13 protein-coding genes are annotated in these 13049 nt (G+C 30.8%); 10 read left to right on the top strand and 3 right to left on the bottom strand.

All coding sequences use genetic code 11. The features are described from left to right. The first annotated feature begins 2 nt into the window (after window positions 1-2). From AB3G34_RS12080 to murI, 5 genes are all read left to right on the top strand, one after another. Window positions 3-743, top strand: a complete 741-nt coding sequence (locus AB3G34_RS12080) for an isoprenyl transferase (protein ID WP_369752581.1) — start codon at window positions 3-5, stop codon at window positions 741-743. Continuing rightward, window positions 676-3405, top strand: a complete 2730-nt coding sequence (locus tag AB3G34_RS12085; protein WP_369752582.1) for an outer membrane protein assembly factor — start codon at window positions 676-678, stop codon at window positions 3403-3405. Before AB3G34_RS12080 ends, AB3G34_RS12085 begins: the two co-directional genes overlap by 68 nt. Window positions 3406-3440: 35 nt before the next feature. After that, on the top strand, window positions 3441-4448 hold the full coding sequence (locus tag AB3G34_RS12090) for an OmpH family outer membrane protein (RefSeq protein ID WP_369752583.1): 1008 nt from the start codon (window positions 3441-3443) through the stop codon (window positions 4446-4448). A 25-nt stretch (window positions 4449-4473) separates the two neighbouring features. After that, complete coding sequence (locus AB3G34_RS12095) at window positions 4474-4974, top strand: OmpH family outer membrane protein (protein ID WP_367755302.1); 501 nt, start codon at window positions 4474-4476, stop codon at window positions 4972-4974. A gap of 115 nt (window positions 4975-5089) precedes the next feature. Next, window positions 5090-5866 (top strand): glutamate racemase, encoded by a 777-nt coding sequence (murI, locus tag AB3G34_RS12100; RefSeq protein WP_367772115.1) that lies wholly within the window; start codon window positions 5090-5092, stop codon window positions 5864-5866. Window position 5867: 1 nt separating this feature from the next. Here murI and AB3G34_RS12105 read toward each other — a convergent pair whose 3' ends face one another. Both AB3G34_RS12105 and AB3G34_RS12110 read right to left on the bottom strand, forming a co-directional pair. Next, a complete protein-coding gene (locus AB3G34_RS12105) occupies window positions 5868-7106 on the bottom strand; it encodes an aromatic hydrocarbon degradation protein (RefSeq protein WP_369752584.1) in 1239 nt (412 codons plus the stop codon). Next, the gene (locus tag AB3G34_RS12110) at window positions 7107-8426 is read right to left on the bottom strand and encodes a DUF4270 family protein (RefSeq protein ID WP_367772119.1); all 1320 of its coding nucleotides are present in this window, start codon (window positions 8424-8426) and stop codon (window positions 7107-7109) included. It abuts the gene before it with no gap. A 229-nt stretch (window positions 8427-8655) separates the two neighbouring features. On the opposite strand from AB3G34_RS12110, the gene AB3G34_RS12115 reads away from it, so the two are divergent. The 5 genes from AB3G34_RS12115 (at window position 8656) to AB3G34_RS12135 (ending at window position 12707) form a co-directional block, all read left to right on the top strand. After that, entirely contained in the window at window positions 8656-9504 is an 849-nt protein-coding gene (locus AB3G34_RS12115; protein WP_369752585.1) for a DUF6268 family outer membrane beta-barrel protein, read from the top strand. Window positions 9505-9520: 16 nt separating this feature from the next. Next, on the top strand, window positions 9521-10525 hold the full coding sequence (locus AB3G34_RS12120) for a Kelch repeat-containing protein (protein ID WP_367772121.1): 1005 nt from the start codon (window positions 9521-9523) through the stop codon (window positions 10523-10525). Continuing rightward, window positions 10512-10871 carry a DUF4907 domain-containing protein gene (locus AB3G34_RS12125; RefSeq protein WP_369752586.1) on the top strand — a complete coding sequence of 120 codons (360 nt, stop codon included), beginning with the start codon at window positions 10512-10514 and terminating at the stop codon, window positions 10869-10871. Before AB3G34_RS12120 ends, AB3G34_RS12125 begins: the two co-directional genes overlap by 14 nt. A gap of 378 nt (window positions 10872-11249) precedes the next feature. Next, on the top strand, window positions 11250-11960 hold the full coding sequence (locus tag AB3G34_RS12130) for a sensor histidine kinase (RefSeq protein WP_369752587.1): 711 nt from the start codon (window positions 11250-11252) through the stop codon (window positions 11958-11960). 33 nt (window positions 11961-11993) lie between these two features. Further along, on the top strand, window positions 11994-12707 hold the full coding sequence (locus tag AB3G34_RS12135; protein WP_367757981.1) for a LytR/AlgR family response regulator transcription factor: 714 nt from the start codon (window positions 11994-11996) through the stop codon (window positions 12705-12707). 21 nt (window positions 12708-12728) lie between these two features. Here the strand turns inward: AB3G34_RS12135 and AB3G34_RS12140 are convergent, their stop codons facing one another. Then, window positions 12729-13031, bottom strand: coding sequence for a hypothetical protein (locus tag AB3G34_RS12140; RefSeq protein ID WP_369752588.1), 303 nt, complete (start codon window positions 13029-13031; stop codon window positions 12729-12731). Window positions 13032-13049: the final 18 nt, after the last annotated feature.

Here is a 13049-nt window from a genome sequence, read left to right on the forward strand (position 1 = left end):
AAATGGATTTACTAGACAGTATAGATAAAAATAAATTACCAGAGCACTTGGCCATTATTATGGACGGTAATGGGCGTTGGGCTAAGCAACAGGGGTTATTACGCGCTTTTGGTCATGAAAGTGGAACCAAATCCGTTAAAATCATTATTAAAACTTGTGCCAAATTAGGGATCCAAAACCTTACTTTGTATGCCTTTTCCACAGAAAACTGGAATAGGCCCAAACTGGAAGTAGACACTTTAATGAAGATACTCATCAAATCATTAAAAAAAGAACTGACAACGCTCCAAGAAAATAATATCAGACTGAATACAATTGGTAATTTAGAAAAAATGCCAGCATCAGCGCAAAAAGAGCTGATCGACGTTATTGAAAAAACCAAAAACAATACCCGAATGACCCTAACACTAGCATTGAGTTATGGTTCAAGAGAGGAAATTGTAAATGCAGTAAAAAACATCAGTAATAAAGTTAAAAATAATATAATTTCAATAGACTCTATTGACGATTCAATTATAAATGAGCATCTTTACACGCAAAATTTACCTGATGTAGATTTATTAATAAGAACAAGTGGAGAACATAGGATAAGTAATTTTCTGTTGTGGCAAATAGCCTATGCTGAATTGTATTTTACTGATGTATTGTGGCCAGACTTTAAAGAACAGAATTTATATGAGGCTATTATTAGTTATCAAAAAAGAGAACGTAGATTTGGAAAAACAAGTGAACAAATTAAATAATTTTTTAGTGTTGAATAAAAGTATAAAAGCAGTCCTTACCCTACTATTATTGGGAAGTTTTTCACAAATTAAAGCGCAAGACAGAGTTCCCTTTGATCAAGGTAAAAAATACATTTTAGCAGACGTAGCTGTTACAAATAACATTAGCTTCAACAAACAAACTGTTGTAACATTTGCCGGACTTCAAAAAGGACAAGAAATCACTATTCCTGGAGAAGAAATAAGCGCAGCTATAAAAAAATTAGGGAAACTGGGTCTATTTGACGAAATTTCATTCTATATCAATAGAGTTGAAAATGATAGTATTTACTTAGATTTAGACATTAAAGAATTACCCAAATTAGGACAAGTTAAGTTTGTTGGTATCAAGAAAAACAAAACGGAAGCCTTAATTAAAGATAACGGACTAACAAAAAGTAAAGTTGTAAATGAAAATTTAATAACAACTACTAGAAACTACATCGAGAATAAATACAAAAAAGACGGTTATTTTAATACTAAAGTTAATATTAATATAATTAAAGATACAACTACCATTAACCAAGTTAATATGGTGGTTAATATCGACAAAGGTGATAAAGTTAAAATTAGTAAAATTGACTTTATTGGTAATGAAAAAATATCTGACAAGGCTTTACGCAAAGCAATGAAAGATACAAAACAAAAAAATCCAATACGCATATTAAAAGCCTCAAAGTTCATAAAAGAAAAATACAAAGCCGATTTAGAAAAGGTTATAGCAGCTTACAAAGAAAAAGGATATAGAGACGCAAGAATCCTATCAGACACTGTTGCATTTGATAAAGATAAAAATGCCTTATCTATTAAAATAAATGTAGAAGAAGGAAATAAATATTACTTTGGAAATATTAAGTTTTTAGGAAACACCGTTTATTCTGATCAATTTTTAAACAGAATAATAGGAGTGAAAAAAGGAGAAACGTATAATGGTGTACTTCTAGAAAAGAGAATTGCAGATAAATCAAAACCAGATGGTGAAGATATTACCAATTTATATCAAAATAACGGATATTTATTCTCGAATATAAATGCGGTTGAAGTAAAAACGGCAAATGACACGATTGACTTCGAAATTAGAGTTACTGAAGGACCTTTGGCTTATTTTAATCACATAACAGTGGTAGGAAACGACAAAACGAATGACCGTGTAATTTATAGAGAACTCAGAACGAAACCAGGAGAAAAATACAGTAAAGAACTATTAGTAAGAACAATTCGTGAAATTGGTCAATTAGGATTTTTTGATCCTGAAGCAATCGATCCTAAATTCAAAAATGTAGATGCAGCAGCAGGTACAGTAGATATTGAATACAATCTAGTTGAAAAAGGATCTAGCCAAATTGAACTTCAAGGAGGTTACGGTGGAGGTGGATTCATAGGTACATTAGGTTTGTCCTTTAATAACTTTTCAGCAAGAAACTTACTCAACAAAGAAGCTTACAAACCTTTACCGATGGGTGATGGACAAAAAGTATCCTTACGATTACAAGGAAGTACTTATTTTCAAACCTATAGCGTATCCTTTTCTGAACCATGGTTTGGACAAAAGAAACCAGTACAGTTTAGCTCATCTATCTCATACAGTAAGCAATTTTTAAACAATTACATTACTCAAAGAGTTGATAAAAGTAAAAGTTTTAATATCTTAACATTATCAGTAGGATTGGCAAAAAGATTAACCGTACCAGATGATTATTTTGTATTATCACAATCATTAAGTTACCAACATTATGATTTACATAATTACAACACTGGATTATTTACATTTGGAAATGGAGCTTCGAGAAACTTAGCATATACAGTTGGTATATCCAGAAGTAATAAAGGAGTTAACCCTATTTTCCCAACTTATGGTTCAGAATTTAGCTTAACAGGAAAATTTTCACTTCCTTACTCTTTACTTAATGGTATAGACTATGCCACTTTAGGAGATAAAGAAGAATATAAATTAAAAAACACTACTGACAGATCTAATCAAGTCGATGCTAATGGAAATACTGTTAATATTGGTGACTATATCGATGCTGCGGGAAACAAAGTATTCAATTATAAAGATGCTGCCGCAGACCCAGCATTAGTGGATCAAAAGAAATTTAATTGGTTAGAATATTACAAAATAAAGTTCAAAGCAGACTGGTATACCAAAGTTTATGGTAAATTAGTATTACGAACATTGACTGAGTTTGGATTCCTAGGTGCATACAATCAAGATAGAGGTGTAATTCCTTTTGAAAGATTCTATGTTGGAGGTGATGGATTAGCCAACTATTCAATGGATGGTAGAGAGACAATACAGTTGAGAGGATATCCTAATAACTCATTGACTCCTATAAATAGTGCTGGAGAACAAATTGGTGCAACAGTGTACAATAAATTCTCTATGGAACTACGTTATCCAATAACTTTAAAATCATCAGCTTCTATATATGCATTAGCCTTTTTAGAAGCAGGTTCATCCTATGCTGATTTCAAGAGCTACAATCCTTTTGCTTTAAACAGATCAGCGGGAGTTGGGTTACGTGTATTCATGCCTGCATTTGGTTTATTGGGTATTGATTTCGGTAATGGTTTTGACGCGTTACCTGGACAGACAAAAGCTAATGGATGGGAAACCCATTTCATTATTGGACAACAATTTTAATAGATTGGCATATGATTTTCTAATACCATGAAGCTATGAGAAAACAATTTTTATTTTTATTTTTAGCGATGACTGTAGCACATACGATTCATTCGCAAACCAGAGGAACAAAAGTTGGCTACATTGATATGGAATACATTTTACAGAATGTACCCAATTACACAGAAGCTACTGTACAATTAGAACAAAAAGCACAAAAATGGAAGCAAGAAATTGAGGCCAAAAAAATTGAAATAAGTAAAATAAAGGATGCATTAAGTGCTGAAAAAGCTTTATTAACAAAAGAATTAATAGGAGAAAGAGAAACAGAAATTAAGTTTCTTGAAACAGAAATGTTAGATTACCAACAAAAAAGATTTGGTCCTAATGGAGATTTGATGATTCAAAAATCCGTATTAACAAAGCCAATCCAAGATCAAGTTTTTACCGCAGTACAAGATATTGCAGAAGTAAAAAAATATGATTTTATTTTTGACAAATCTTCGGATTTAACTATGCTTTTTGCTGCAAAAAGGTTTGACATAAGCGACCAAGTGTTGCGAGTAATAAACCGATCTGAAAAAAGAGAGCAACTAACAAAAAAGCAACTTGCTGCTGAAGAAGCTAAAGACAATAAAGAAGATGCTGCTGATGAAAATCCAGTATTAGCCGAAAGACAGAAAGCATTAGAAGAAAAGAAAATAGCAAGGGATAAAATTATTGAAGAAAGAAAACTTGCCCAAGAACAAAAGAAAAAAGATTTTGAAGAAAGAAGACAAAAAATAATAGCTGACAGAGAAGCTAAAAAAAATGGCACGGTTTCTGCCTCTACAAAAACAGAAGCTACTACTTCGGTAAATAACGATTCTGAAAAAGAAAGTGCTAAGACAAAAGCCGAAGAAGCTAAACAAAAACAAATCGACGCTAACGCTCAAAAATTAGAAGAACGTAAAAAAGTAATTGAAGACCGTAAAAAAGCAGTAGAGGACAGAAGAATACGAATACTCCAAGTGAGGGATTCCATAAAAAAATCAAGAGAAGAACAAATTAAACTAAAACAATAATTAATTACTTAATATTTTAAAAACGATGAAACAGATTAAAACTTTATTAATTGCTGCACTATTTATTCTTGGAGCAAATCAAACTATTACTGCACAAGCAAAAACAGCACATGTTGATGTAAGTGAAATCATGGCAAAAATGCCAGCTATGTTAGATGCTCAAAAACAACTTGAAAAATTAAGTACTACTTACGATGCAGATTACAAAAAAATGGTTGAAGAGTACCAAGCAAAATTAAAAAAATACGAAGCTGAATCTGCAACTGTTACTGACGCTATAAACGGCGACCGTTCTAAAGAAGTACAAGACATGCAAAAAAGAATTGTTGACTTTAGAGATAACGCTCAAAAAGAATTGCAACAAAAAGAATCAGATATAGTAAAACCATTAATGGAAAAAGTAAGAGCATCAATTGAAAAAGTTGGAAAAGCAAAAGGTTTCCAATATGTTCTTGATGGTTCTACACTTTTACTTGCTGACGGTCCAAACTTAACTGCAGATGTAAAAAAAGATTTAGGTTTCTAGTAGAATACAAATCATAATATTTTAAAAAACCGCTCATCCTAACACAGGAAATGAGCGGTTTTTTTGTAGCACTATTTTTTAGGATATTTAATGTAGAGCACTTAACTTTGTTTTAATGAATAACAATCAACCCATAGGAATTTTTGATTCAGGCATAGGAGGAACTTCAATATGGAGAGAGATTCACCATTTACTCCCTAATGAAAAAACCATTTATTTAGCTGACAGTAAAAATGCGCCCTACGGACAAAAGTCAAAACAAGAAATCATAGCTCTGAGTATGAAAAATACAGATCTATTACTTGAAATGGGTTGTAAATTGATTGTTGTTGCCTGTAATACAGCTACCACAAATGCAATTAAAGAATTAAGAGCAAAATACAACATCCCTTTTATTGGTATTGAACCTGCAATAAAACCGGCGGCTACTAATTCCAAAACACAAACAATTGGCATTTTGGCCACTCAAGGTACATTAATCAGTGAACTGTTCTACAATACAACACAAAAATTTCAAAACACAAAAATAATAGAACAAGTAGGTCACGGATTAGTACAGCTAATTGAAAACGGTGAAATAAACTCTCCTGAAATGAGCGAGTTACTTCACTCCTATTTGCAACCTATGATTGAGGCTGACATCGATTACCTTGTATTAGGCTGTAGCCACTATCCCTACCTAATTCCACAAATAAGAAAGATTCTACCAGATAATATTCAAATAATAGATTCAGGTGAAGCTGTGGCCAAACAAACTAAAAATATATTAAATAATAAAATTGGTTTTTCCACAGAAGAAAATAGCAACCCCGTTTTCTATACGAATACTAATCCTAAAGTCTTAAAAGAAATTTTAGAAAACAAATATGAAGTTATAGAAAGAGATTTTTAGTTTATTCAAATTTTCTTTTAACGAACCAAATCCCATCTAAACTTAAATTAAGTGAAATTTTATGATAATTTTCCTTAATTAGACCATTACTAATACTCCCTTTTTGACCATAAGAATACGTCACATTAAGAGTTGAAAAAGTTTGATTCTCAACTGGTAATGAAACACCAACCGAAAAAGATAGATTATTAATTCTTTTATTATCAATTTCTAAAAATCCAGAATCATAATTAAATCCCGTTGCATATTGAATTCTATCAAAATAACTTCTTATACTCTTCGTTTTACTATACGAAAATCCCATAGCAAATTTATCTTGATTGAGATAATTCCCATATATATCAGATTGATTCGTACCATTCCACAGGCTTTTTTTATAATCTATAGTAAAGTTTAAATTATTCTTAAAAACCTTACTTAACCCTACTCCAATTTCTAAAGGCAAATAATAATCATCTACATCATAATTTGCGTCCGTTTCAATTGTTGTAGTTATTGAGTTATTATACGAAATAACAGATTGAACTTTTGAAGCTTTAATTTGACTCGGCGATTTAAAATTCACACCCAATGACAATGTAGAATCAATTTGTACCTGACTTCCAAATGATACCCTTACTCCATTGTAATACGATTTTTTATTTATGGTAGTTATTGAGTTCGAAACAGTATAGTCTCTATTATCTATTGTATTACCAAAAAGGAAATTAGTTGAAATCCCTAATGCAATTTTTTTTCCAATTCTGTATCCATAAGAAAGGTCAAAGTCATTTAACCCTCCTGAACCAGAAGCATTCAAAACATAAGTGTCAGCACTATTTTCAATTGGCAAAAGTAAATTTGATATTTTAAAAGCAGCGCTTGAATACGGTTGTAAAGCAACACTAACAGCAGATTTTGACGTTACAGGAAAAGCTAAAGCAATATGAGAAAACTGAAAATTATTTCTACTTTCTTTTTTTGAACTGTTTTCATAAGTGGATAAAATGGACTTCCCACCCACATCAAACAAAAAATGATTTTGATACATATAACCCAAAGATGCAGGGTTTAGATTATTAATAAATCGATTGGAAGGCAAAGCAATTCCCGAAGAGCCGATAGAAGAAATCGAACCGAAATCAGAATCATATAAGCTCCCCAAACCATACATGGAATAAGGTGAACTTGATATACTTTGTGAAAATGTATTTATGGTAAAAAGCATAAATAAACTTGCAAGCGCTATTTTATTTTTCATTTAATAAGAAATATAATAAATTTTCAATTGAATTTTATTGTTGCTATTTTTTTGATCTCCCACTAGTAATCGATCTACTGCTTTGGAAATACTTGGTAAAGTGAGAATTAATGACAACCTTGAATCAGACTTTTTTATCATTTCATTTTGCAAAAAAGTACCAATAGATACTTTATACCCTATGTTTTCATTAAACTCATCAGCATCGGTATTCAAAATAGCATACGTAGCACTGCCCGTACTATTCAAAGTACCTGAAATTCTATTTAATTTGTCTGCCACAAAAACTCGTAAGGAATCTACCAATGGATAGGAATCAGAATAGGAATTGCTTATGGGTTTAATAATGAGTTGAGCATCAACAATTGCCCCTTTATCCGAAATGTATTTCAGTTGTTTTATATTTGGAAAATCAATTCTACATGCCAAGCCTGTTCCAGATTGAATGAATGCGTTATTTCCAGTTTGCAAACTAGACAAGTGGTCTGTAAAAACTGGCAAGTCCTTTATTAAAGTACCGCTTCTGTCCAAACTTATATTATTAAACTGCTTTGTCGCATCCAAAATATTAAAATCCTTGACTAGTGACTCATCAGAATTTCCCAAATATTTTGAATAATACAATCGGAGTACGCTAGCCGTATTGAAACCTACAATACTTGAAGAACCACTAGTTGTTGTTTTTATAACAAGTCCCCTAAAATATTCAGTAAACTCGTCAAAATTTGTTATCTCTCTTTTTTTTATTTTTTGAAAAAGAGCATCTCCAAAAACATCTTTAATATTTACAACAACAGAATCTTTACTGTGGGGTTTTGGCCTGAATGAAACAGAACCTAAACTTTCAGAATCAAAGTCAAGACTGGAATCATTATAAAAATTGGTGTCATCAACATTTGGCTTCACTTTTTGAAGTAATCGATGAATACTAATTGTTTGTACTTTAGTAGTATCGCCATAGTAATACTTATCAGGCCTCAAAATCATTCGTATAGAATCAAAAACATAGTTTGGAGCATCAGTATCAGAATTATCCGTATTTAAAGTATACCCCGACGAAGACAATTGAAAATAACTATCTGATTTTACCTTCCCAAAATATGGATCGTCATAATTTCCAACTAAAATTCTTTTTTGACTTGACGTTATTAATGAATCCAAATTAATTGTCGAAACATCAACCGTCAAAGTATCTATCAATATAACTTTATTATTTACTGATAAATAATCCGACCCAACAACGAACTCTCCTGTATCTACATCAGAATTACAAGAGGTTATTACAGCTCCAAGAAAAAGCAACAACAATAACTTATACATAAATGTTTTTGAACAAATATATAAGAGCCATTTTTATAGTGCATTATAACATATACCGTTCCTAGTTTTATCTCTATAAAAAGCCACATTATGACTACAACTGCAATAACTCAACTGTAATATTGATTCAGCTATATAAACGACCCGTTTGTCTATGAAATAGGCGGGTATATATATCTTCTTTTTTTAGATTAGATAATGCAACTACTTTTGAAACAATAAAAAAACAATGAGAATAAAGATTTATGCAGCACTGCTGTTTCTGTTTTCAATTTTAGATATTTCTGCCCAAAGCAGTTTCTCTTTAGAATTAAATACAAAAACAGAACCAACAGAAAAAATAACTAGGAACGAAACCGAAATTGGGTTTGGTGTTTTAAAAAACATTGGTTCGGAAATTAAAATAACAAATACTTTAAAATACAAAAAAACAGGAATAAATTATGAATTAGAAAAATACAACTTACAAGATAACCTTACTAATTTTTCCAGTTTTGAAAATAATTTTGAAATTACATATGCTTTAAATAGAAAAACAAGCTTGAATATCGAAATTAAACCAACAATCAATTTTGAAGAAAATGTAGGGATTTCAGATGTAAATATATTAGGCGGACTAAAAATAAATCACATTTTTAATCCTTCAAACTCAATATCTATAGGTACTCAAAGAAGTACCCTTTTTGGAAAAACAACTATTCTGCCAACATTTTCATTCCTACATCGTATGCATCAAAATATGGCAATTGAGATTGGGTTCCCAAATTCACAGTTTTCATATTCGAATAATAATAAAAACACATTCTTGTTTAAAAATAATTTCCAAGGGGCTATTTACAATTTAGATACTCCTGAGCCAAATGACAATTATAATAACGCAACAAAAATGACCTATTCACAAATGGCAACAACACTTGAATACGAAAGAAGTATAGATTCTTCCTGGTCAATAAATTTCAAAGGAGGTTACGGATTCCATAATAAATATTATCTAACGGATAATAAAGGGGATTTAAAATATGATTTTAATAGTAACAACGGATACATTTTTAATATAGGTATAAAATTCAAACATTAACAAAAACAATAAATATATGAATAGTTTAAAAAAAGGAATGTTGTTCACCACACTTATTATGAGTTTAGTATTGGTAAGTTGTAGCAATGATGACGATGATGATTTAGTTGGAAACTGGATTAAAAAGTCCTCCTTTGATGGTCCTGCAAGATCCAGTGCAACAAGTTTTGTGATTGGTAGTTATGCATATGTTACAACAGGATATACAGGAGATGAATATTTAAAAGATCTATGGGCATACAATTCAGATGGCGATTACTGGGAGCAAAAAGCAGACTTTACAGGTGTAGAAAGAAGTGCGGCCTCGGGATTTGAATTAAATTCTAAAGGGTATGTAGGTCTTGGTTATGATGGGACGAATAAATTGAAAGACTTTTATGAATATGATCCAGTAAGTAATAGTTGGACTCAAAAAGCCGATTTTGCTGGGACAGCGCGCTATTCTGCAGTAGGGTTTCAAGCAGGTGGAAAAGCCTACTTTGGAACGGGATATGATGGAAATTACCTTAAAGATTTTTACCAATATAGCCCAACGGAAAACACTTGGACATTAGTAAATGGCTTTAGTGGAAACAAACGTAGAGGCGCAAGTATTTTTGTAATTGATGATAAAGTATACTTAGGGTTAGGGGTTAATAGTGGAACATATCAAGTAGATTTTTGGATGTTTGATCCTGCAACTGACATATGGACAAGAAAACGTGATATCGATCAAGACGACGATGATGATTATTCATACAATGATGACTATGTAATTGTAAGGTCTAATGCATCCAGTTTTTCAATGAATGGATTTGGATATGTAGCCTGTGGAGAAGGTACCAGATCCGTTTGGGAGTACGATCCTACAAACGATATTTGGGAAGAAAGAACGTCTCTTGAGGGATCTGCACGAACTGATGCAACAGGGTTTGCAATCAACCAACGTGGATTCCTATTATTAGGAAGGTCAGGATCTTCCTATTTTGATGATTCTTGGGAATTTAAACCATTAGACGAACAAAGCGATGATGACAATTAATTTAAACAATAGATTCTTCTGGGCAACAATCCAGAAGAATCTATTTCTAGTAAACAAATACACTATTTTATTGATATTTAGTTTTTCTTTATTTATTTCGTGTAATCACACCGAAAATTTAAAAGTAAAATCTTTAAAAAATGATTCTGGTTGGGGATATATAATAACTAAAGATGAAAAAATAATTATTAAACAAACGGTAATCCCTGTAATAAGTGAGAATAAAAGCTTCAAAACCGAAGAAGAAGCCTTAAAAGTGGGTAATTTAGTATTGCAAAAACTGAAAGACAATTTATCCCCTACTGTAACAAAAAAAGATTTATTTTTATTAGCTATAAAAACCTAGATGAAATTAGACGGAATTAAGAATAACAATTTAAACAAAATACTAGTACATAGTATCATTTGGTGCTTTTTTATTATTACTTCTTTAATTTCTTTTTCAGAAAATCTTTTATTTATAAAACCTGATTTCTACGTACAATGGACTACTGGCATCATTTTGTTTTATTTAAATTATTTTTATTTTGTCCCAAAATTACTCTTGAATAAAAAATACTGGTTCTTTTTAGCAGTAATACTATCGATAATCACTTTTTTTATGATTATAAGGTCAATCTATTTCATGCCAAGTTTCAAAGAGTTCGCTCATCCAAGAATGTTCGACTCCTCAGGCCATGAAATGATAAGATCAAAGGTTTTTCAGGGAAGGGCTCCTTTTTTTATGAAAATATTTCCCTCCATTTTTTATGTTTTTATAATAGCTACAAGTACAATTATTAAAACGTTATCGGAATTTTATAATAATCAGCAAAATAAGCTTATAGCTGAAACTCATAAAACTACTACTGAACTAAACTATTTGAGAAAACAGACCAATCCACATTTTTTATTCAACGCTCTCAATAGCATTTATTCATTAGCTTATAAGAAATCTGATTTGGTTCCAGATGCCATAGTTACCTTATCCGAAATGATGCGTTATATGCTTTATGAAACAGATAATAAAACTGTATTTCTTGAAAAAGAGATAAACTACATTAAAAATTATATTGAACTACAAAAGTTACGACTTAACAATATTGAAAATATTTATATAAATATTCATGGAGAAACTAGAAATAAATATATAGAACCCTTACTTTTAATTTCTTTTATAGAGAATGCTTTCAAATACGGGACGGATTACAAAGGAGTAGCCTATGTAAAAATTAAAATTAGTATTACCGAGAATGTTTTGGATTTTTGGATAGAAAATAAAATGGAAAATTATAAAAAAGATCCTGAAAACTCTGGAATTGGACTAACAAACATTGAAAGCAGACTCGATCTTCTCTATCCAAATTCGCATCAACTGACTATAACTGAAACTGAAAATAATTATAGCGTACATTTAAATCTGATTTTAGATCAAACACAAGGAACCATTATCTAGATTAAAATAAAAAGTTATTAAATAGAAAATATGATGAAATGTGTTATTATAGATGATGAACCACTAGCGGTTGATTTGATTAAAGAATTTGTTAGCAAAGTAGATTCACTTGAACTTGTTAACACCTTCAACAACGCCATTGATGCAATATCAATAATCAACCAATCTAATGTAGATTTAATTTTTTTAGATATAGAAATGCCCCATTTTTCCGGTATTGACTTTATTAATGCAATTGATAAAAAACCATTAATAATATTTACCACAGCTTATTCTGACTATGCTGTGGAGGGTTTTAATCTTGGTGCTGTAGATTATTTAGTAAAACCAATCCCATTTCATAGATTCTTGAAATCAGTAATGAGGGCGCAACAAATTTTCAACCCACAAAATGTACCAACAAATACAAATTTGATTTCTGCACCTGAAATCGAGCAAGATTTTATGTTCGTAAGAGCTGAATATGAAAATGTTAAATTGAATTTTTCGGATATTTTATATATTGAAGGCTTGAAGGACTATGTCAAAATATATACCACTGACAACAAATATACTTTGACATTAATTAGCTTAATAAAACTCGAAAACTTACTTTCATCAAAGGGATTCTCTAGAATACATCGTTCTTACATCATTAATATAAAACACGTCAAGTCAATCCAGAAAAACAAAGTAGTAATTGCCGAAAAAAGAATACCTATTAGCGAAAGCTACAAGAGTTCCTTCTTTGAACGAATCAATTTATAAATTTTTATTATATAAACCCTATCATTTAATGATGTTCAAAGTGACCAACATCGTTATGATGAACAATGAAAAAAGACCTATCAAGAAAATTAAATCTGCTATTTTTTCAAAATGAGCACTTGGTTTTTTAGTTTTTCGCATGGATAAAAAAGACAGAATACTACTTGTCATAAACATCACAATAGAAATTGCTATAAGTTGATCAATAATTGTAGTCTCGCTGCTGTTATTGAGTTTAATAGAAGTAAGTACTAAAAAACATATTCCTAATAAAGTTGATGACGTATTTAATATATGTGATGCTTTATCTTTTCTTTTTCCCATCCTATTAATTATTGAAAA

Source organism: Flavobacterium sp. WC2409, assembly GCF_041200085.1.
GTDB lineage: Bacteria > Bacteroidota > Bacteroidia > Flavobacteriales > Flavobacteriaceae > Flavobacterium.